The sequence below is a fragment of the Acidovorax sp. WCS2018Noco2-16 genome, from assembly GCF_031843945.1.
Lineage (GTDB): Bacteria > Pseudomonadota > Gammaproteobacteria > Burkholderiales > Burkholderiaceae_C > Paracidovorax.
The window spans coordinates 941,405-962,927 of record NZ_JAVTJJ010000001.1; the positions used below are offsets into that span (position 1 = coordinate 941,405).

At 67.4% G+C, this 21,523-nt stretch carries 15 protein-coding genes; 7 read left to right on the forward strand and 8 right to left on the reverse strand.

The window, feature by feature from the left end; genetic code table 11:
- Positions 1–20: 20 nt before the first annotated feature.
- The gene (locus tag RQI28_RS04270) at positions 21–758 is read right to left on the reverse strand and encodes a response regulator (RefSeq protein WP_311221317.1); all 738 of its coding nucleotides are present in this window, start codon (positions 756–758) and stop codon (positions 21–23) included.
- On the reverse strand, positions 755–2,203 hold the full coding sequence (gene baeS / locus RQI28_RS04275) for a sensor histidine kinase efflux regulator BaeS (RefSeq protein ID WP_311221318.1): 1,449 nt from the start codon (positions 2,201–2,203) through the stop codon (positions 755–757). The genes RQI28_RS04270 and baeS overlap by 4 nt, the downstream gene beginning before the upstream one ends.
- A 277-nt stretch (positions 2,204–2,480) precedes the next feature.
- On the opposite strand from baeS, the gene RQI28_RS04280 reads away from it, so the two are divergent.
- The 3 genes from RQI28_RS04280 to RQI28_RS04290 are packed head-to-tail and all read left to right on the forward strand — an operon-like array spanning position 2,481 to position 8,525.
- Positions 2,481–3,761: an efflux RND transporter periplasmic adaptor subunit gene (locus tag RQI28_RS04280; RefSeq protein ID WP_404976823.1), complete on the forward strand. Its 1,281-nt coding sequence runs from the start codon at positions 2,481–2,483 to the stop codon at positions 3,759–3,761.
- A 16-nt stretch (positions 3,762–3,777) separates the two neighbouring features.
- Positions 3,778–6,954 (forward strand): efflux RND transporter permease subunit, encoded by a 3,177-nt coding sequence (locus tag RQI28_RS04285; RefSeq protein ID WP_311221319.1) that lies wholly within the window; start codon positions 3,778–3,780, stop codon positions 6,952–6,954.
- Positions 6,951–8,525: a TolC family protein gene (locus tag RQI28_RS04290; protein WP_311221320.1), complete on the forward strand. Its 1,575-nt coding sequence runs from the start codon at positions 6,951–6,953 to the stop codon at positions 8,523–8,525. Before RQI28_RS04285 ends, RQI28_RS04290 begins: the two co-directional genes overlap by 4 nt.
- A 261-nt stretch (positions 8,526–8,786) precedes the next feature.
- On the opposite strand, the gene ahpF is transcribed toward RQI28_RS04290, so the two are convergent.
- On the reverse strand, positions 8,787–10,367 hold the full coding sequence (ahpF, locus tag RQI28_RS04295; protein ID WP_311221321.1) for an alkyl hydroperoxide reductase subunit F: 1,581 nt from the start codon (positions 10,365–10,367) through the stop codon (positions 8,787–8,789).
- A gap of 160 nt (positions 10,368–10,527) precedes the next feature.
- Positions 10,528–11,103 (reverse strand): alkyl hydroperoxide reductase subunit C, encoded by a 576-nt coding sequence (gene ahpC / locus RQI28_RS04300; RefSeq protein WP_311221322.1) that lies wholly within the window; start codon positions 11,101–11,103, stop codon positions 10,528–10,530.
- A 280-nt stretch (positions 11,104–11,383) separates the two neighbouring features.
- Here ahpC and bfr point away from each other — a divergent pair, with 280 nt between their 5' ends.
- The 3 genes from bfr (at position 11,384) to flhC (ending at position 13,265) form a co-directional block, all read left to right on the forward strand.
- On the forward strand, positions 11,384–11,860 hold the full coding sequence (gene bfr / locus RQI28_RS04305) for a bacterioferritin (RefSeq protein WP_311221323.1): 477 nt from the start codon (positions 11,384–11,386) through the stop codon (positions 11,858–11,860).
- A 476-nt stretch (positions 11,861–12,336) separates the two neighbouring features.
- Positions 12,337–12,666 (forward strand): flagellar transcriptional regulator FlhD, encoded by a 330-nt coding sequence (gene flhD, locus RQI28_RS04310; protein ID WP_311221324.1) that lies wholly within the window; start codon positions 12,337–12,339, stop codon positions 12,664–12,666.
- Positions 12,667–12,725: 59 nt separating this feature from the next.
- Entirely contained in the window at positions 12,726–13,265 is a 540-nt protein-coding gene (gene flhC / locus RQI28_RS04315) for a flagellar transcriptional regulator FlhC (protein ID WP_311221325.1), read from the forward strand.
- Between the two features lie 115 nt (positions 13,266–13,380).
- Here flhC and RQI28_RS04320 read toward each other — a convergent pair whose 3' ends face one another.
- Both RQI28_RS04320 and RQI28_RS04325 read right to left on the reverse strand, forming a co-directional pair.
- Entirely contained in the window at positions 13,381–13,959 is a 579-nt protein-coding gene (locus RQI28_RS04320) for a FlgO family outer membrane protein (RefSeq protein WP_311221326.1), read from the reverse strand.
- Positions 13,956–14,621, reverse strand: coding sequence for a hypothetical protein (locus RQI28_RS04325; protein ID WP_311230885.1), 666 nt, complete (start codon positions 14,619–14,621; stop codon positions 13,956–13,958). Before RQI28_RS04325 ends, RQI28_RS04320 begins: the two co-directional genes overlap by 4 nt.
- Positions 14,622–14,973: 352 nt before the next feature.
- Here RQI28_RS04325 and RQI28_RS04330 point away from each other — a divergent pair, with 352 nt between their 5' ends.
- The gene (locus RQI28_RS04330) at positions 14,974–16,311 is read left to right on the forward strand and encodes an AI-2E family transporter (RefSeq protein ID WP_311221328.1); all 1,338 of its coding nucleotides are present in this window, start codon (positions 14,974–14,976) and stop codon (positions 16,309–16,311) included.
- On the opposite strand, the gene yccS is transcribed toward RQI28_RS04330, so the two are convergent.
- Both yccS and ppc read right to left on the reverse strand, forming a co-directional pair.
- On the reverse strand, positions 16,297–18,489 hold the full coding sequence (gene yccS / locus RQI28_RS04335; RefSeq protein ID WP_311221329.1) for a YccS family putative transporter: 2,193 nt from the start codon (positions 18,487–18,489) through the stop codon (positions 16,297–16,299). The genes RQI28_RS04330 and yccS overlap by 15 nt on opposite strands.
- 105 nt (positions 18,490–18,594) lie before the next feature.
- Positions 18,595–21,450: a phosphoenolpyruvate carboxylase gene (gene ppc, locus RQI28_RS04340; protein WP_311221330.1), complete on the reverse strand. Its 2,856-nt coding sequence runs from the start codon at positions 21,448–21,450 to the stop codon at positions 18,595–18,597.
- Positions 21,451–21,523 lie beyond the last annotated feature (73 nt).

A 21,523-nucleotide genomic window follows, 5' to 3' on the forward strand; every position in this document is an offset into this window, starting at 1 on the left:
CAGCCGGCGTCGGCCCCCTGTCAGAGATCGAGCCTGAAGCCCACGCCGTACACCGCCCGGATCGGATCGCAATCCGCATCGACCTGCGCGAGCTTGCGGCGCAGGTTCTTGATGTGGCTGTCGACCGCGCGGTCGGTCACGGCGCGGTGGTCGTGGTGCAGCTTGGTCAACAGCACGTCGCGCGAGAACACATGGCCCGGCGCCGACGCCAGCGTGCGCAGCAGGCGAAATTCCACGGGCGTCAGGTCAAGCAGCGCGCCCTGGAAGTACGCGCGGTAGCTCTCCACATCGACCCGCAGTACCGGCCCTGCCGTGCCTGAGTCGCCGGATGGTGCCGAAGCCGGCGCGAGCCGGCTACGCCGCAAGATCGCCTTGACGCGCGCGACGATCTCGCGCGGGCTGAACGGCGTCTTGCAGATGTAGTCGTCGGCCCCGCATTCCAGGCCAGCCAGCCGGTCGGCTTCTTCCACCCGGGCAGTCAGGATGACCACCGGCACATCGCTGAAGGTGCGCAGCTCACGGCACACCTCCAGCCCGTCGCGGCCGGGCAGCATCACGTCCAGCAGCACCAGGTCGGGCTGGTGCTCGCGCACGAACGGCGCCACGGCACGGCCATCGTCGAGCCATTCGGCACGGTGGCCCGCAGCGCGCAGGTAGTCCATCACCAGTGCGGCCATCTTCGGCTCGTCTTCCACGATGAGGATGTGCGCGGGCGGCGCGGCCTGCGTGCTTGCGCCAGCGGCCGCCACCGAGGTCATTGCCCGGCCTCCAGCAGCGCGGCGGCCTGTGGCCCGGCCACCGGCAGGCGCAACGTGACGCACAGCCCGCCCAGCGGCGACTGCGCTGCTTCCATGCGGCCATGGTGGGCCTCGGCGATACGCCGGCAGATGGCCAGGCCCAGGCCGGCGCCGCCGCTGGCCCGGCTGCGCGAGGCTTCCACCCGGTAGAAGCGGTCGAAGAGGCGCGGCAAATGTTCCGCCGCCACGCCCGGCGCCGAATCGCTGAACGCCACGCGGATCCAGCCGGCGTCTTCGCGCTCGGCCTCGATGCGCAGCGTGCCGCCGCCGTCGGTGTAGCGCACCGCGTTTTCCAGCAGGTTGCCGAACAGCTGGTGCAGCCGGCGCGCATCGCCCGACACCACCAGCGTCTGCGCTGCCAGCCGCATCTCCAGCGCGATGCCGGCCCCGGCCAGGCGCGACCGGTAGGCGGTGGCACTGGCCTGCAGCAACTCGGCCAGGTCCAGCGGCGTGTGCCGGTAGGTCATGGCGCCGGCTTCGGCCAGCGACAGGTCGTACAAATCGCTGACGAGCTTGTTCAGGGTGGCCACTTCGGCCTGCAGCGATTGCACCGAGGCGCGCGTGAGCGGCCGCACACCGTCTTCCATGGCCTCCAGCTCGCCGTGCAGCACGCCCAGCGGGGTGCGCAGCTCGTGCGATATGTCGGCCATGAAGTCGCGGCGCATCTGCTCGTTGCACTCCAGCGTGAGCGCCAGCCGGTTGAAGTCCGACGCCAGCTGGCCCACCTCGTCGTGCGAATGCACCGGCACGCGGGTGGCGTAGTCGCCGGCCGCCAGCCGGTGGGTGGCAGCGGCCACCGCGCGCAGCGGGCGCAGCAGCGTGCGGGCCGCCCACAGGGCGATCAATGCGGCCAGCACGACGGAGACGGCGCCCATGGTCCAGCTGGCGCGGTACTGGCTGGCGGCAAAACGCACGTCGCCGGCCGCGCTCACGCTCTCGAACGGTGCGGTGGTGATCCAGCCGACGGTGTTGCCCTGCACCAGCAAAGGCCAGCGTGGAGCGTCCAGACGGAAGTCGGCGTGGCCGACGACGAACCGCATGTCGGCGTCCAGCAGGGTAGAGCGCAGCGCGGCGCCGGTCAGGTCCGACAGGGGCGGCGGCACGGGGCCGGCGGCCAAGGGCGCGTCCGGGTCGGCCACCGGGCGCAGCAGCTTGAACCAGCGCGAGCGCTCGTCGCGAAGAAAGTCCCAATTGGCGCCATGGGTGACGTAAGCCTGCACCACACGGGGCCGCGCGGCCTCCAGCCGTTCGCCGGCCAGCTGGTTCAGGTAGCCCACAAAACCCCGGCTGAAGCTCCATTGCGCAGCCGCGCCCATGGCGATCACCACGAACACCGCCGTGGACAGCACGGCCAGAAACAGCCGGGCAGTGATGCCAGGCTGGAAGCGACGCCAGGGAAAAGTCACGGGAACCCGATGGTTGGCATTGGAACGGAGGAGAGTGGCGGACAAGCCCGCCCACACGCGACGAGCCCACGGCCCGCCGCAGGATTACATCACCCACCGCCGCCGCCCGACGTGCTGACCTGCCAGGGCGTAGGCGCTTCAACCTTTCTCCCACATTGCCCGGCAAAATGTTCGCACCCCACATGATCCGGATAGCGCCCGCCCGATGAATCTGTTCTTCCGCCTTCGCGACAGCGCGCCTCCAGCGTTTCTCACGCCCGCCTCTGCGGCTTCCACCATGTCTCCTTCCCTGCCTTCTGCGATGAGCCTGCGCGGCGCTCGGTGGCTGGCTTGCGCCACCGCTTTTGTGGCGCTGGCCGCCTGTTCGGACAAGGCATCGCAAAAGCCCGCCGCGCGTGCGCCGGTGCAGGCGGGGGTCGTCACCCTTCAGCCCGAACGCCAGACGGTCACCACCGAGCTGCCCGGCCGCACCACAGCCTACCTCAGCGCCGAGATCCGCCCGCAGGTGGGTGGCATCGTGCAAAAGCGGCTCTTTACCGAAGGCGCCCAGGTCAAGGCCGGCCAGGTGCTCTACCAGCTGGACGCTTCGCCCTTCGAGGTCGCGCTTGCCAGCGCCCAGGCTGCGCAGTCCAAGGCCCGCTCGTCCGTCGGCACCGCCGAGACTAATGCCCGCCGCAATGCCGAGCTGGTGAAAATAGACGCCATCAGCCGCCAGGTGTACGACGACAGCCAGGCCGTGCTGGCGCAGGCGCAGTCCGACCTGGCCGTGGCCACGGCAGCGGTGGAAAACGCCCGCATCAACGTGGGCTACACCCGCATCAAGGCGCCCATCAGCGGCCGCACCACCACGTCCACCGTCACGCCTGGAGCGCTGGTCACGGCCAACCAGACCGCCGCGCTCACCACCATTTCGCAGACCGATCCGCTGTACGTGGACGTCACCCAGTCCACCACCGAGGTGCTGCGTCTCAAGCGCGAGCTGGCACAAGGGCGCTTTCAGCGCGTGGAGGGCGGCGATGCGCGCATCAACGTGGTGCTGGAAGACGGCAGCACCTACCCACAACCGGGCCGGCTGCAGTTCAGCGGCGTGAACGTGAACCCCACCACTGGCGCGATCACGCTGCGCGCGGTGATCCCCAACCCCGAAGGCCTGTTGATGCCCGGCATGTACGTGCGCGCCGTGCTGCAGACCGGCGTGAACGAACAGGCGCTGCTGGTGCCGCAGCAAGGCGTCACGCGCGATGCCGCGGGCAACGCCAGCGTGCTGCTGGTCAACGCCGAGAACAAGGTCGAGCGCCGCCGCATCCAGGTGGGCGATGCGGTGGGCAACCGCTGGCTGGCGACGAGCGGCATCGCCGCCGGCGATCGCGTGGTGGTCGACGGACTGCAGCGCGTGAAGCCGGGCGACACGGTGCAGGCGGTGGAGGTGCAGGTCAAGCCGCAGGGCCAGGGCGGTGCCGCCGCGCCTGCAGCCCCCGCAGCGCCGGGCGCATCCGCCGCTGCTGCAGCACCGACCGCGTCCGCGCCAGCGGCTGCCACGCCGGCCGCGGCGCGCTGACCGCAGGACGCGCCCCATGGCACAGTTCTTCATCAACCGGCCCATCTTTGCTTGGGTCATCGCCATCGTCATCATGCTGGCGGGCGGCATGTCCATCCGCCAGTTGCCGCTGGAGCAATACCCCGACATCGCCCCGCCGCGCGTGTCCATCAGCGCCACCTATACGGGCGCATCGGCCAAGACGGTGGAAGAGTCGGTCACCCAGGTCATCGAGCAACAGCTCAAAGGGCTGGACAACCTGATCTACATGGGCTCGACCAGCGATGCCTCGGGCGGCTCGCGCACCACGCTGACCTTCAACGCGGGCACCAACATCGACGTGGCCCAGGTGCAGGTGCAAAACAAGCTGCAGCAGGCCATGTCGCGCCTGCCTCCAGCCGTGCAGAGCCGGGGCGTCACCGTCACCAAGGGTGGCAACGACTACCTGATGATCATCACCTTCACCTCGCCCGATCCGTCGGTCACGCAGGTGGACATCGGCGACTACATCTCCAGCAACCTGGTTGATGTGATCAGCCGCATCGACGGCGTGGGCGACGTGGCCACGCTGGGCACGCCCTACGCCATGCGCGTGTGGATGGATCCGGCCAAGCTGGAGAAATTCGCGCTCATCCCGTCCGACGTGGGCAACGCCATCAACGCGCAGAACGCGCAGGTGTCGGCCGGCCAGCTGGGCGCCCTGCCCGCCGTGGGCGAACAGCAGCTCAACGCCACCATCACCGCACGCAGCAAGCTGCAAAGCCGGGAGGAGTTCGAGAACATTGTGCTGAAGGTGGCGACCGACGGCGCCGTGGTGCGCCTGAAGGACGTGGCCCGCATCGAGCTGGGTGCCGAGAACCTCACCATCACCTCGCGCCTGAACGGCCAGCCCGGCGCGGGCATGGGCGTGGTGCTGGCCGATGGGGCCAACGCCATGGCAGTGGCCGAGGCGGTGAATGCCCGCATCGCCCAGCTGCAGCCGTTCTTTCCGTACCAGCTCAAGCCTTTCACCAGCTACGACACCACGCCATTCGTGGAAGCCTCCATCGAAGAGGTGGTGAAGGCGCTGGCCGAGGCCATGATCCTCGTGGTGCTGGTGATGTACCTGTTCTTGCAGAACTTCCGCGCCACGCTGATTCCCGCCATTGCCGTGCCTGTGGTGCTGCTGGGCACCTTCGGCGTGCTGTCGGCCGCCGGCTATTCGATCAATACGCTGACCATGTTCGCCATGGTGCTGGCCATCGGCCTGCTGGTGGACGACGCCATCGTGGTGGTGGAAAACGTCGAGCGCGTGATGAGCGAGGAAGGCCTGTCGCCCAAAGAAGCCACGCGCAAGTCGATGGCCGAAATCACGCCCGCGCTGGTGGGCATCACGCTCACGCTGTCGGCGGTGTTCATTCCCATGGCGTTCTTCGGCGGCTCCACGGGTGTGATCTACCGGCAGTTCTCGATCACCATCGTCTCGGCGATGGTGCTGTCGGTACTGGTGGCGCTCACGCTCACACCGGCCCTGTGCGCCACGCTGCTCAAACCCATTCCGAAGGGCGCGCACAGCCCGCACGGCAGCACGCCCCGGCGCGGCCCCATGGGCTGGCTCGACCGTTTCTTCAACGGCTTCAACCGCCGCTTCGACCGCACGGCCGACGGCTACCAGCGCGGCGTGGGCCGCATCGTGCGCCGAGGTGGCCGCATGATGATCGTCTACGCGCTCATCGTGGGCGGCATGGCGGTGCTGTTCATGCGCCTGCCCACGGCCTTCCTGCCCAACGAAGACCAGGGCGCCGTGCAGGTGCAGATCACGCTGCCGGCGGGGTCGTCGAACACGCGCCTGCAGGCTGTGATGGGTGAGGTGCAGAAGTACTTCGCGGCCCAGCCCGACGTGGTGAGCTTCAACTCCATCACCGGCTCGAACGGCGACCAAAGTTCGGCGCGCGGCTTCGTGCGCCTCAAGGACTGGAGCGAGCGCCCGCTGGCGTCACAAAGCGCCGACGCCATCGCCCGCAAGGCCACGAACGACCTGCGCAAGATCCGCGACGCGCGCATCTTCGTCATCTTGCCGCCAGCGGTGCGCGGCCTGGGTGCCAACGCGGGCTTCAACTTTCAGCTCAAAGACCTGAACAGCGTCGGCCACGACGCCCTGGTGGTCGCGCGCGACAAGGTGCTGCAACTGACCAGCCAGCGGCCCGAACTGGCCAACGTGCGCAGCAACAACCCCGACGACACCTCGCAGCTGGGCGTGACCATCGACGACGCCAAGGCCGGCGCCCTGGGCCTGGCCACGGGCGACATCAACAGCACACTGTCGAGCGCCATCGGCGGCACCTACGTGAACGACTTTCTGAACAAGGGCCGCGTCAAGCGCGTGTACATGCAGGGCGACGCGCCCTACCGCATGCTGCCGCAGGACATCGCGCCCTGGACAGTGCGCAACAACCAGGGTCAGATGGTGCCGTTCTCTTCGTTCTCCAGCACGTACTGGACCTACGGCTCGCCCCAGCTGCAGCGCTACAACGGCAGCCCCAGCTATGAATTCGTGGGCGACGCGGCCACCGGCGTCAGCTCGGGCGCGGCGATGGACACGGTCGAGCAGGTCATGAAGGAGATGCCGGCCGGCATCGGCTTCGAGTGGACAGGCGCGTCTTACCAGGAGCGGCTCTCGGGCTCGCAGGCGCCTCTGCTCTACGCCATTTCGATCCTGTTCGTTTTCCTGTGCCTGGCCGCGCTGTATGAAAGCTGGTCGGTGCCGTTCTCGGTGATCCTGGTGGTGCCGCTGGGCGTCGTGGGGGCGCTGCTGGGCATTGGCAGCCGGGGGCTGTCCAACGACGTGTATTTCCAGGTCGGCCTGCTGACCACGGTGGGGCTGGCGTCCAAGAACGCGATCCTGATCGTGGAGTTCGCCACGCAGCTGCAGGCACAGGGCAAGAGCGTGATCGACGCCACGCTGGAGGCGGTGCGCCTGCGGCTGCGGCCCATTCTGATGACCTCGCTGGCCTTCGGCTTCGGCGTGCTGCCGCTGGCGATTGGCACTGGCGCGGGCGCGGGCGGGCGGCAGGCCATCGGCACGGCCGTGCTGGGCGGCATGGTGTCAGCCACGGTGCTGGGCATCTTCTTCGTGCCGGTGTTCTTCGTGCTGATTCGCGGATTCTTCGCCAAGCGCACGCCGCCGCCGGACGGCCCTGCGCCGCACCCTGCCCCGCAAGGATCCGCAGCATGAAGCGCCGCAACACTCCCCCGCTTTGCCTGATCGCCACGGCCGTGGCGACCGCCCTGTTGACCGGCTGCGTGAACCTGGCGCCAACCTACCAGCCCCCCGCTCTGCCCGTTCCTGCCACGCTGGCGGATGCACCGCAGCCCGCCGCAGCCGCAGCGACCAGCGCTTCGGCTGCCGATGCCGTGCCCTTGCTGGCCGACGCCGGCCCCATGGACTGGCGCGCCTTCGTGCAGGAGCCGCGCCTGGCGGAACTGATCGGGCTGTCGCTCGCCAACAACCGCGACCTGCGCATGGCGCTGCTGGCCATCGAACGGGCGCGGGCGCAGTACGGCATCCAGCGCGCGGGCCTGTTCCCGTCGGTCAACGCCACGGCGGGCGGCAGCCGCAGCCGCACGGCCGACGACCTGACCACCGCCGGGCGCTCCAGCGTGGGCGAGCAATACAGCGCGCAGCTGGGCTTTTCCAGCTACGAGATCGATTTCTTCGGCCGCGTGCGCAACCTGAACGACGCAGCGCTGCAAGAATTTTTGCGCACGGGCGAAAGCCGCCGCAGTGTGGAGCTGAGCCTGATCGCCGACATCGCCAATGCCTGGCTGACGCTGGACGCCGACAGCCGCCGCCTGCGCCTGGCGCGCGAAACGCTGCGCACGCGGCAGCAGTCGCTGGACGTGACGCGCCGGAGCCATGCGCTGGGCGGCGTATCGGGACTGACGTTGGCGCAGACGCAAACCACCGTCGATTCGGCCCGCGTGGATGTGGCGACCTTCGCCGCCCAGGTGGCGCGCGACCGCAATGCGCTGGCGCTGCTGGTCGGCGCCCCGGTGCCGGCCGCCCTGCTGCCTGACAGCGTGGCAGCGGCCGAACGCACCGACGCCAGCCCCGCGCCAACCGGCTCGCCCGGCGACACGCTGCGCACCACCAGCAGCGCGCCGTTGCCGCCACCGCCTGCCGCCGCCACAGCCTTGCTGGCCGTGCCGGCCGACCTGCCCGCCACCGTGCTGCTGCGCCGGCCCGACGTGCAGGCGGCCGAATACACGCTGCGCGGCAGCTACGCCAGCATTGGCGCAGCGCGCGCGGCGTTCTTTCCGTCGATCACGCTGACCGGCTCGGTGGGCACGGCCAGCAATGCGCTGTCGGGCCTGTTCGATGGCGGCAATCGCACCTGGAGTTTCGCGCCGCAGATCCGCCTGCCGATCTTCACCGCCGGACTCAACCAGGCCAATCTGCAGGTGGCGCAAGTGGCACGCGACACGGCCGTGGCGCAGTACGACAAGTCCATCCAGACCGCCTTCCGCGAGGTGGCCGACGCATTGGCCGACCGCGCCACGCTGCAGGAGCGGCTCGCCGCGCAGGCGTCACTGGTGGATGCGACGCAGCGCGCGCTCGACCTGTCGGTGGGCCGCTTTCGCCTGGGCGCCGACAGCTATCTGGCGGTGCTGGACGCGCAGCGCACGCTCTACACCGCGCAGCAGACGCAGATCTCGCTGCAACTGGCCGAGCAGGCCAATCGCATCACGCTGTACAAGGTGCTGGGCGGCGGCTGGGCCAGCGGCGCGGCGCCAACGCCTGACTGAAGCGGAGTCGTCGGCGCCAAGCGAACGGCGCACAAGAAAAAAGGAGCACCTTTCGGATGCTCCTTTTTTTATAGCTAATAGCGCTTGATGGATAAGCGATAGAGGCCGATTTAACATGAATAGAAACCTACCTCAGACATATCCACCGTTCGGCCTGAGCTTGTCGAAGGCTCGTGTGTCGCAAGCCCTTCGACAAGCTCAGGCCGAACGGGAGCTTTCTGTCTGTCGTCTGAGGCATGCACCCCCTCACATAATTGGGCCTCAAGCCGGTGCCGACGTGCGGATCAGGTGATCGAACGCACCCAGTGCGGCCTTCGCGCCGTCGCCGGCCGCAATGACGATCTGCTTGTAGGGCACCGTCGTGCAGTCGCCTGCAGCGAACACGCCCGGCACATTGGTGCGGCCATGCGCGTCCACCACGACTTCGCCGTAGCGCGACAACTCCACCGTACCCTTGAGCCAGTCGGTGTTGGGCAGCAGGCCGATCTGCACGAAGATGCCTTCGAGCGCGATCTGGCGCACTTCCTCGCTGGTGCGGTCCTTGTAGGTGATGCCCGTGACGCGGTTGCCGTCGCCGTTCACCTCGGTGGTCTGAGCATTCAGAATCACGTCCACGTTCGGCAAGCTGCGCAGCTTGCGTTGCAGCACGGCGTCGGCCTTCAGCTCGCCGGCAAATTCCAGCACCGTCACGTGCTTGACCACGCCGGCCAGGTCGATGGCCGCTTCCACGCCCGAATTGCCGCCGCCGATCACCGCCACGGCCTTGCCCTTGAAGAGCGGGCCGTCGCAATGCGGGCAGTACGTCACGCCCTTGGTGCGGTACTGCTCTTCGCCGGGCACGTTCATGTTGCGCCACCGCGCGCCGGTGGAAATGATGACCGATCGCGACTGCAGCGTGCCGCCGTTTTCCAGCGTGATCTCGATCAGGCCGCCTTCGGTGGCGGCGGGCTTGAGCGCACGGGCGCGCTGCAGGTTCATCAGGTCGACCTCGTAGTCGCGCACGTGCTGCTCCAACGCGGCAGCGAACTTGGGGCCGTCCGTCTTGCTGACCGAGATGTAGTTCTCGATGTCCAGCGTGTCGTTGACCTGGCCGCCGAAGCGCTCGGCCGCCACGCCGGTGCGAATGCCCTTGCGGGCGGCGTACACGGCAGCCGCCGCGCCGGCAGGGCCGCCGCCGACGATCAGCACGTCGTAGGGCGCCTTGGCCGACAGCTTGGCGGCTTCACGCGCAGCCGCGCCAGTGTCGAGCTTGGCGATCACTTCTTCGACCGTCATGCGGCCCGAGCCGAACACCTTGCCGTTGAGGAACACCATGGGCACGGCCATGATTTCGCGCTCGGTCACTTCCTGCTGGAAGGCGCCGCCTTCGATCACCGTGGTCTTGATGCGCGGGTTGATGATGGCCATGAGCGACATCGCCTGCACCACGTCAGGGCAGTTGTGGCAGGTCAGACTCATGTAGACCTCGAAATTGAAGTCGCTGCCATCGGCCGGTGCCAGTGCCTGGATCTGCTCGATCACGTCGGCTTCCACCTTCGGCGGATGGCCGCCCGTCCACAACAGTGCCAGCACCAGCGACGTGAATTCGTGGCCCAGCGGCAGGCCGGCAAAGCGCAGGCTGTTCTGGGCGCCGGCGCGCTGCAGGGTGAACGATGGCTTGCGTGCGTCGTTGCCGTCGGTGCGCAGGCTGATCTTGTCGCTGCGCAGGGTCTGGATGGTTTCCAGCAGCTCGCGGGTCTGCACGGAGGTTTCGCTGTCGGCCAGGGACGCCACGATCTCGAACGACTGCGTCACGCGCTCCAGATAGGCGGAAAGTTGGGATTTGAGTTGGTCGTCGAGCATGGGAAGTGTCCTGTGGAGTTCGAGTTGTGGGGCCAGCGCGGGCTGGCGGTCAGGCAAAAAAGCGGGCGAAAAAAAGCCGGACGGCATGGCGCAGGGGCGCCATGCTGAGGTCCGGCCGGAAGGCGCCGGGCGGCGCCTCCTGCTAGCGAACGGGAGTCGCTTAGATCTTGCCGACCAGATCCAGGGAAGGCGTCAGCGTCTTGGCGCCTTCCTTCCACTTGGCGGGGCAGACCTGGCCTGGGTTGGCGGCGGTGAACTGGGCAGCCTTGAGCTTGCGCAGGGTTTCCGACACGTCACGGGCGATTTCGTTGGAATGGATTTCCAGGGTCTTGATCACGCCGTCTGGGTTGATCACGAAGGTACCGCGCAGCGCCAGGCCTTCTTCATCGATGTGCACGCCGAAAGCCTTGGTCAGCTGGTGCGTTGGGTCGCCCACCAGCGGGAACTTGGCCTTGCCGACGGCGTCGGAGGTTTCGTGCCAGACCTTGTGCGAGAAGTGCGTGTCGGTGGTGACGATGTAGACCTCGGCACCGGCCTTCTGGAACTCGGCGTAATTGTCGGCCGCGTCTTCGATTTCGGTGGGGCAGTTGAAGGTGAATGCGGCTGGCATGAAGATCAGAACCGACCACTTGCCCTTCAGATTGGCTTCGGTCACTTCGACGAAGTCGCCCTTGCCGTCGCGGTTCACGAAGGCGGTGGTTTTGAAGGGCTGCACTTGCGTATTGATCAGGGACATTGCTTTTTCCTTAATGAATGGAGCGGATGGGTAAGAACAAGACTGAAGTCTAGGTGCAAACCCCCGATCAATCCAATTAATTGAACCCATGAGTTCGATTGTCAATTGCTATCGATTAAGACGTGGTGAAAGTCCGATCCAATGAGGCCGCCAAACGAGAAAGCGACTCAGCCTCACACGCACGCAGACCGGCAAGGCGGGGTCTTGCCTTGTGTGGCGTGACCTGGATCACGACAATGCGCGCATTACCCATACATAGATAGATAAAGAGGAGAGCCCCATGAAAGGCGACGATCAAGTCATTGCGCATCTGCAGGCGCAACTGAAGAACGAACTCACGGCCATCAACCAGTACTTCTTGCACTACCGCATGCTCAAGCACTGGGGCTTTGACCGGCTGGCCAAGAAGGAATACGAAGAGTCGATCGGCGAGATGAAGCATGCCGACAAGATCATGGACCGCATCTTCATGCTGGACGGCCTGCCCAACCTGCAGGACCTGGCCAAGCTGCAGGTCGGTGAAGACGTGCCAGAGATTTTGGAATGCGACTTGCGCTCCGAGCTGGGCGCGCAGGCCACCATCAAGGCCGGCATCGCCCATTGCGAAACCGTGCGCGACTACGTCTCCCGCGACCTGCTGCAGGGCATTCTGGACGACACGGAAGAGCACATCGACTTTCTGGAAACCCAGATCGACCTGCTGAGCAAGGTGGGCGTGCAGAACTACCTGCAGTCGCAGATGAGCGAAGAGGACTGAGCAGACAGTCACCAGGGCGCTTCCGGGCGCTCTACACAAACAAACGGGCTTCGGCCCGTTTTTTCATGCCTGCACGGTATTCCGAGTGCTAGCATTTTCAGAGCAGCATGGGTGGCGCGATAAGACAGCATTCCGCCCCGCTTGCCGCCGTTTTGCCGCAGCGCCCACATGTAACAGTCGGACGGCCATTTGTCAGCCTGCAGCGCCAGGGCCGACTCGGCACAGCACAGTCCAGGGCGTCGCCTGACGGTTGCTTCACAGTGACAGGAGTCTGGAGCAAGGCTTTGGCGCACCAACGGACGAGACGCGCTTGTAAGGCAAATTCCTACAAGAACGGCGCGCCAACCAGACGCTACGCGCAGCCAGCCCCCGACTTAATTTTTGTTTGGGGCGAATTCACAATCCATTTCAACGGATCAGGCAACACATGCAGACCGCATGCAACGCCGAACCGGGTACTGGAAAAAGGATTGAACATGACCTCCGAACAACTTCTCGCTGAAATCCGCGAAGCCAACCTCACTTACCTGATGCTGGCCCAGACGCTGATCCGTCACGACAAGGCGGAGGCGGTGTTCCGTCTGGGCATGAACGAAGACGCGGCTGACCTGCTGGCCTCGCTGTCGTCGGCGCAGGTGCTCAAGCTGGCATCGCGCAACACGCTGCTGTGCAGCTTCCGGGTGGACGATAGCCTGGTGTGGAGCCTGCTGACCAACCACAACACGCCCCGCAAGGTGGGCAACGAAGCGACCAACGCGCTGCACGCCAACATCCTGATGGCCAGCCGCGTGTCGGAAGTGCTCTGAAGCCGCCCTGGCTCATCGCACCGTTCGCCTCTCCCTTCACCGTCCTTCGAAAGCCCGCCATGTCCGCACCCGTCAAAAGCGTCCTGAACGAATCCAAGCAGATCGAACGCGCCGCGTTGCTGATCCAGATGGGCGCGCGCATGCAGGTGCTGGAATCGGAAACCACGCTGTCGTACGAGCGGCTGATTCGACTCTACAAGGAGATCGCGGGCAAGTCGCCATCGAAGGGCCAACTGCCCTTCTCGACCGACTGGTTCCTGACGTGGCAAGAGAACATCCACTCGTCGCTGTTTTTGAACATCTACGAATACCTATCCAAGGGCGTGGACCTGGACTCGGTGGAACTGCTGACCAAGGCCTACCGCCTGTACAACGAGCAAGTCGCCACGGCCGAGATCGAGCCGCTGCTGTCATTTACCCGCGCCTGGCGCCTCGTCAAGTTCGTCGATGCCGGCATGCTGACGCGCACGCAGTGCACGCAGTGCAACGGCCAGTTCGTGACCGAGCTGTATGAGAACCGGGGTTATGTCTGCGGCCTGTGCAACCCGCCGGCCCGCGCAGGCAAGAGCAAGAGCGCCGGCGCGTTGATGCTGCATTGAGCTTAAGCGCACCACTTCCGCATCAGACAAAAAAAATGGAGGCCTTTCAGGCCTCCAGCGCTTTATCCACCAGCGCAATCAGCTACCAATTTAATAGCATACCCCGACAGAGTCTTTACTGCGCTGCCACCAGCCCGCGCACCGTGCCGTCCATCGGCAACGCATAGTCGCACGCTGCCAGCACGATGTTGCCGACCGGGTTCACCAGCTTCAGGCTGACGAACACCGCACCGGACGACACCGCGTAGGTGCCCACCACCACGGCCTGCGCCGACTGCGCCTGCGTCACCTCGCGGGCTTCGCGCGACAGCAGCAGCTCGCCCTGGCCTGGCCGCATGGCCAATGTTTCGCGCAGCTTCAACTCGGTCACCCGCACGCCGCGTTGCGCCAGCCGGCCAGAGATATGTTCGGAAATCACGCGGCCCAGGCGCGACGATTCGCTGAGCCGGTCCACCTGCACGATGGTGGCGACCAGCACGGGCAGCGTTGGGTCCAGCGGCGCGGTCTGCAGCAGCACGTCGGCCGCGCGGTAATTGGCTTCGACGAGATCCACCGGATCGGTGGGCGCGGCGCTGCCGTAATAAAAGCGTGCGCAGCCCGTGGCGCCCAGCATGACGGTGGCAGCGGCCGCCAAGGCAGCCCGCAACACCAGGCGCCGGCCCGGTGGCGACACGGACGATCGGTCGGTCGTCATGGCACAACCCTCCAGGTGCGCATGATCGGCACCGGCGCAGCGGCCGGCTGAATCACGCGTGCCTGGTAGAGCGCCGCGTCGTCCTGCGCGATGGATACGACATCGGAGGTGCGCACCAGAATGCGCTGCTCGCGCTCGAGCGAGGTGGTCACCAGCACTTCGGTGCGCAGCGCGCCGGCAGCGATGTCTGGCGTGGGCACGACCGGGCTGCGGTCGGTGCGCACGCCGTCGGCCACCCACGGCCCGTTGGACGTGGGCGCCGCGCCCGCATGGTGCTGCACCAGTTGCGTGGCGATCTGCAATTGCAGCGGGCCCGCGTCGGTGGAGACCGCCAGGCCGCGCTCGACCAGCCGCGTCACCACCAGTTGCTTGAACCCCCGGCCGAAGCCGGAGTCGTCGGGCGACAAGGCCACGTGGATCGGATGCTCGCCCGCCGGCCATTCGCGCAGCCGGTCGGCCACCTGCGCGGCCACGTCGGTCGCCAGCACGTCCCAGTGGTGGGCGGCGCGGGCGGTCTTCTGGGTAGACAGCGCGTGCACTGCGGGTGCTGGCACGTCCTGCGGGGGCGCGACGCAGCCGGTCAGGGCCCACACCGTCGCCGCGGCAACGGCGCATGTGCGGGCCAGCGGCAGAGTCCGGCGCGCAGGCCGGATACGGAGCACCGCGTTAGCGGTTGCGTGGCGGGAAGCGCCCGGGGCGCGTGGTTCGAGAAGCATTGCGGAATGCTAAGGCTCCGGGCTCCGCTGAATCGGCCGAACAGCGCAGGCTTTCAGGGGCTGCTTGCCCGCTGGTGTTCAAGGCAACACCGGCGGCCCTCCAACAGCCTCGGATCAGATTGCTATTATATTAATAGCTACCAACGCTTACCCATCAAGCGCTACAGGCCTATTTCACTCAAAACCGGCGGGCAGCCAGCACAAGTGTGGCGCCGATGCTGCGCGGCACGGCGCACCAGACGGCGCTGCGGTGGCCGCCTACGCGCGGCGCGGCCACGGCCGACGCACAATCGCGGCCATGCCCGAAACGCCTCTTTCCTCCACCTCCACCGCCCGCCCGGCCGTGGAGCCCTCGCCAGCGGCCGAACAGCCCGCAGAAGCCGCCAGCGCCCCCGCCGACGAGCCACCGGCCGCCGCTGGCGAGGCCGTTGCAAGCGAGCCAGCCCCGCCGGACGAGCCGTTTGCCAAGGTGGTGACGCCACCCGCCGATCCCAGCCTGACGCCCCAGGCCGCTGCCGCCGTGCAGGCCGAGGCCCAGCGCATCGTGCTGAACATGCCGGTAGACATACGCAGCATGTCGCTCGCCCTGCTGGCGCTGTTTGCCAGCATCGCCGTGCTGCATTGGGCCAGCGCGGTGTTCATTCCACTCATGCTCAGCGTGCTGCTGACCATCTCGCTGCGGCCTGCCGTGCAGTGGCTCTACCGCTGGCATGTGCCGCGCTGGGCCGGCGCTGGCGTGCTGCTGCTGAGCATTCTCGGCGCGCTGGGTGGCACGGCCTGGTCGCTGAACGAAGGCGCGGCCGAACTGGTGGATTCGCTGCCCGTGGCCGCCCGCAAGGTGCGCGATGCCGTGCGCGAACGCGTGAGCGGCCCCAGCCCGCTGGACACCGTGCAGCGCGCGGCCAGCCAGATCGAGCAGGCCGCCGCCGGAACCGCGCCCCCGCAGACGCAGCGCGGCGTGCAGCGCGTGGTGATCGAGCGCCCGCCCTTCAACATCCGCGACTACGTTTGGAGCGGCACCATGGGCCTCGCGTCCGCCGTCGGCCAGATGACGGTAGTGGTGTTCCTCACCTTCTTCTCGCTGGCGTCGGGCAACCTCTTCAAGCGCAAGCTGATGCGCATCGCCGGCAGCAGCCTGGAGCGGCGCCGGATTACGGCCGAGGTACTGGAAGACATCACCAAACAGATCCAGCGCTACCTGCTGGTGCAGGTGTTCACCAGCGTGCTGGTGGGCTTTGCCACGTGGGCCGCCTATGCGGCGCTGGGGCTGGAAAACCCGGCCGTGTGGGGTGTGGTGGCCGCATCGCTGAACCTGGCACCCTACATCGGCTCGCTGGTGGTCACCGGCACATCCGCCCTGGTCGCCTTCCTGCAGTTCGGCACGCTGGACATGGCCCTGGCCATCGGCGGTGCGTCGCTCATCATCCACACCATCATCGGCAACCTCATCACGCCGTGGCTCACCAGCCGCACCAGCGCCATGAGCCCTGTGGCGGTGTTCGTCAGCGTGCTGGCGTGGGGCTGGCTGTGGGGCCTGTGGGGCCTGCTGCTGGGCATTCCAGTGATGATGATCGTCAAGGCCATCTGCGACCGGGTGGACGACCTGCGCCCGGTGGGCGAGCTACTGGGCGACTGACGACGCCTCGGCCAAGGCCGCCGGGCCTGCCACCAGCTGCGCAGCGATGATGCCCAGCGGCGCGATTTGCCGGCACACCAGCGCCAGCTGCGTCAGCACCAGCCGCAGCGGCTCGCCGGCCGTGTCGGCCTGTCGCTCCAGCGCATCGGCCAGGGCGGCGGCGGTGCCGTCGTCGGGCACCGGCGGGCGGCGTGCCATCAGTGCCTGGGCGATCTGCTCGATCTGCCCGGCCGCGTGCTCGGCTGACTGGGCCACCAGCGGGTCGTTCTCCTCGATGGCCAGCTGGCCCCGGTGGGCACCCAGTGCCGAGAGAAAATTCAGCAGCGTGTGCGACTGCACCAGCACCTGCATGCCCAGCCGCGCATGGCGGCGCACGGGGCGCGGCTCCTGCAGCATTTGCGACAGCGCGGTGGACAGCGCGGCGTCGGCGTTGTGCGCCGTGCGGCGCGCCAGGCGGTAGTCCAGGTCGTCCGCCTTGCCGGTGGCGTACTGCGACATGATCTCGCGCAGATAAAGTGCGTTGGACCGCACCGCCTGCGCCACCACGGCAGCCAGGCGCCGGCCCTGCCAGTCAGGCAGCACCAGCAGCATGGCGGCCGCCGCGATGGCGCTGCCCACCATCGTGTCCAGCAAGCGCGGCCAGATCAGCGCGTAGCCGTCGCCCGTGCTCTGGTTGAAGCACATCAGCACCAGCAGCGTGATGGCCGCCGTCGCCGTCAGATATCGACTGGTGCGCGTGACGAAGAACAGCACGCCCGAAGCCACCGCGAACAGCGCCTGCAGCTGCAGGCTCGGAAAAAGCCGCAGCAGCGCCCAGCCCACCACCAGCCCCACGGCCGTGCCCACCACGCGCTGCGTGACCTTCGAGAGCGTGGCGCCATAGGTCGGCTGGCAGACGAACAGGGTTGCCAGCAAGATCCAGTAGCCGTGCGCCGGGTCGGTGAACTGCATCACGCCATAGCCCGCTGCCAGCGACAGCGACAGCCGCACCGCGTGCCGCAAGAGCGGCGAGCCCGCATGCAATTGCGCGCGCACGCGGCCCCAGGCGTCGGCCAGCGAGCGCGGCGTGCGGTCGAACAGGCTGCTGTCGCCCAGGCGCTCGCCGCCTTCGGGGTGGGTGGCGGCGGTCAGTTGCGCATCCAGCGTGGCCAGGTTGCGCGCCAGCGCGCGCAGCGATCTGAGCGGGCGCTGCCAGGCAGCCTGCTGCTGGCGCTCCAGGTAGGCGATGGAGTCGTGCAGGTCGGCCAGTGCGCGCTCGACCTCGCCGTCGCGCACGAAGGGCTGGTGCAGCTGCAGCGTATCTGCGACCTGCGTGCAGTCGACGCCCTGCAGTTTGAGCACGCGTTGGCACCGGTACAGCACGTCGCTGTGGAACAGCACGTCGGCCCATTCGTTGTAGTGGTAGTGCGACGAGCTGGCGCGCTCGTGGATGTCCTGCGCCACGAAGTACAGGTTCAGGTGGCGCAGCATGCGGCCCGTGGGCGGCTGGCGGCCCAACCGGGAGAACAGGCTTTCCTTGGTGCTGTTGAGCGCAGCCACCACGCGGCCGTTGGTCTGGGCCAGCGCCAGGCGGCGGCGCTCCATGTCCACCGCCCGCACCGGCTCGAACACGCTGGCTTTCAGCCGCAGGTAGGCGCCCAGCTCACGGTATAGCCGCGCCAGGTTCTGCCTCACCGGCTGGTGCGGAAACAGCACGCACCAGGCCAGCGAGAGCAAACCGTACCAGGCCGCGCCCGCCAGCAGCAGGGCCGGCACATGCCAGAACGGGCTGCCCTCGCTTTGACTGGGCACCACGCTGATGGCGGTGTACAGCGCCAGGATCACGGTGGCCGATGCGATGGCGCGGTAGCGCTCGCCCAGGGCGCCCAACATGGTGAAGCCGAAAGTGGACAGCGCCAGTCCCACGACGAAGCCCATCGGCCAGCCCAGCAGCGCCTTGACCGAAAACGCCGCCGCCGCAAAGCAGCTCAGCGTGACCAGCAGCGCCCGCAGCCGGCCGCGCCAGCTGTCGTCGGTCTCGGCCAGCGCGCTGGCGATGATGCCCAGGAACACCGGGATGACCAGCGGCACCCGGCCAATCCACCAGCACAGAGCCATCGCGCCGCTGAGCGCCACGAACACCCGCAGGCTGTAGACGAACGCGTCCTGCGCCCAGAGACGCCGCAACCAACCTGTCATAGCGCTTTGCACGATTCCACTCTTTTCACGAAGACCAGGGCGAGCACGCAAGTTCCAAGCCCACCCGTCCCGGCCCACCCATCAGCAACAGCCACCGGCCATGGATCAACCCGTGTTGCGCAAGCCCGCCGCAATGCCGTTGATGGAAATGTGGATACCCGTCTGCACCCGGTCGTTGCCCTGACCGCCGCGCCAGCGTCGCACCAGCTCGACCTGCAGGTGATGCAGCGGGTCGATGTACGGAAACCGGTGGCGAATGGACCGCGCCAGCGCCGTGTTGCCGGCCAGCCGCTGACGCTCGCCGGTGATGCGCAACAAGGCGTCGCCGGTGCGCTGCCATTCGGCCTCAATGGCGCCGAACACCCTCTTGCGCAGGCGCGTGTCGGTCACCAGTTCGCTGTAGCGCGACGCCAGCGCCATATCGCTCTTGGCCATCACCATGTCCATGTTGGACAGCAGCGTACGAAAGAACGGCCATTGGCGGTACATCTTTTGCAACAGCGCCAGGCGCGCCTTCGGGTCTTCGCCCGGCGCCTTGATGAACGCCTCCACCGCCGCGCCAAACCCGTACCAGCCCGGCAGCGTCAGGCGGCACTGGCCCCAGCTGAAGCCCCACGGAATGGCGCGCAGGTCTTCGATCTTCTGGCTGGCCTTGCGCGACGCGGGGCGCGAGCCGATGTTCAGCTCGGCGATCTCGCGGATCGGTGTGGAATTGAAGAAGTACTCGGTAAAGCCCGGGGTCTCGTAGACCAGCGCGCGGTAGGCGCCCATGCTGGCCTGCGACAGTTGCGCGGCCGCTTCCAGGAAGGCCTTGGTCGCAGGTTTGGTCTGCTGCAGCAGCGTGGCCTCCAGCGTGGCGGCGACCAGCGTTTCCAGGTTGCGCCGGCCGATCTCGGGGTTGGCGTATTTGGAGGCGATGACCTCGCCCTGCTCGGTCAGGCGGATCTGCCCGCGCACCGTGCCCGGCGGCTGCGCCAGGATGGCCTGGTAGCTGGGCCCGCCACCACGCCCCACGGTGCCGCCCCGGCCGTGGAACATGCGCAGCTGAATGGGCGCGGCCGGCAGCGCGGCGGCGTTCATGTCGTCGAACAGGGCCACCAGCGCGATCTCGGCGCGGTAGAGCTCCCAGTTGCTGGTGAAGATGCCGCCGTCCTTGTTGCTGTCGCTGTAGCCCAGCATGATGTCCTGCTCGGCACCGCTGGCGCGCACCAGCGCGGCGAAGCCGGGCAGCGCATACAGCTCGCGCATGATGGGCGCGGCATTTCGCAGGTCTTCGATGGTCTCGAAGAGCGGCACGACGATCAGATCAGCACGCGCTGGGCCGTCCAGCGTGCCCTGCATCAGGCCCACTTCCTTTTGCAGCAGCAGCACCTCCAGCAGGTCACTCACCGTTTCGGTGTGGCTGATGATGTAGTGGCGGATCGCCTCGGCGCCGAAGCGTTCGCGCATCTGGCGCGCGGTCTCGAAGATGGCGATCTCGGCCGTCGTGTGTTCGGAATACGTGGCGCCCACCACGCGCAGCGGCCGGGCGTCGCACAGCAGGCGCAGCAGCAGCGCGCGCCGCTCGGGCTCGGGCAGCGCGCCGTAGTCAGGCTCGACACGCGCGGTGTCCAGCAGCTCGGCGATCACCCGCTCGTGCTGGTCAGAGCTTTGGCGCAAATCTACGGTGGCCAGGTGAAAGCCGAAGACCTCCACCGCGCGCACCAGCGGGTGCAGACGCTCGGCGGCCATGGCAGCGCCGCCGTGCGAATGCAGCGAGGCCTCGATCACGCGCAGGTCGGCCAGAAAGTCGCCTGCAGACGGGTACGCGTTCTGCGGCGCCACGGCGTGGCGCGCAGCGTCGCCGCCGGTCAGGTTCTTGAGCGTGGCCGCCAGGCGCGCGTACATGCCGGTCAGCGCGCGGCGGTAAGGCTCGTCCTGGCGGTGCTCGCTGGTGTCGGGCGAACGCTCGGCCAGCGCCTGCATTTCGGGCGACACCTTCACCAGGCGGGCCGACAGCGACAGCTCGCCGCCCAGGTAATGCACTTCGGTCAGGTAATGGCGCAGCGCCACCTCGGCCTGGCGTCCCAGCGCCAGCGACAGCGTGGCCGCGCTGACGTTCGGGTTGCCGTCGCGATCGCCGCCGATCCACTGGCCCATGCGCAGAAAGCTCGCCACGGGCTGGTTGCCCAGCTCGCGTTCCAGATCGGCGTAGATCTTCGGAATCTCCGAGAGGAAGGTCGATTCGTAATACGACAGCGCGTTCTCGATCTCATCGGCCACCGTGAGCTTGGAATAGCGCAGCAGCCGGGTCTGCCACAGCTGGGCGACGCGGGCGCGCAGACCGGCTTCGTTGGTGGCCAGCTCGCGCGGCGTGAGCGCGTCTTTCGCACTGTTGTAGAGCTGCGCGCGGTCGGTGATGTCGTCTCGCTGGGTCAGCAGCGTGGCGATGTCGCGCTCGGCATCCAGAATGCTCTTGCGCTGCACTTCGGTGGGGTGGGCGGTGAGCACCGGCGCCACGTAGCTTTTCGCCAGCGTCTGCGATACGGTACGCGGCGCAATGCCGGCCCAGCGCAGCCGCGCCAGCGCCACTTCGATGCTGCCTTCCTGCGCGCTGCCGGCACGCTCGTGCACGGTGCGGCGGCGGATGTGGTGGCGGTCTTCGGCCAGGTTGGCCAGGTGGCTGAAATACGTGAAGGCGCGAATCACGCTCACCGTCTGGTCGCCCGTCAGCCCCTTGAGCAGTTTCTTGAGCGCCTTGTCGGCGTCCTGGTCCGCATCGCGGCGGAACGCCACAGACAGCTTGCGCACCTGCTCGACCAGGTCATATGCGGCCACGCCTTCCTGCTCACGGATCACATCGCCCAGAATGCGGCCGAGCAGGCGAATGTCCTGGATCAGCGGCAAATCCTTGTCGGTCTTGCGGGCCACCACCACGGGCGTGCCGCTGGCGGCGTCGGTCTTGCGGGAAGTCGCGTTCATGCAGAGATCTCCAGGCGCGTCGGCGCAGGTTGTCGTGGTTCTTGGTTTCTATGACTTGCGTCAACAGGGCTGC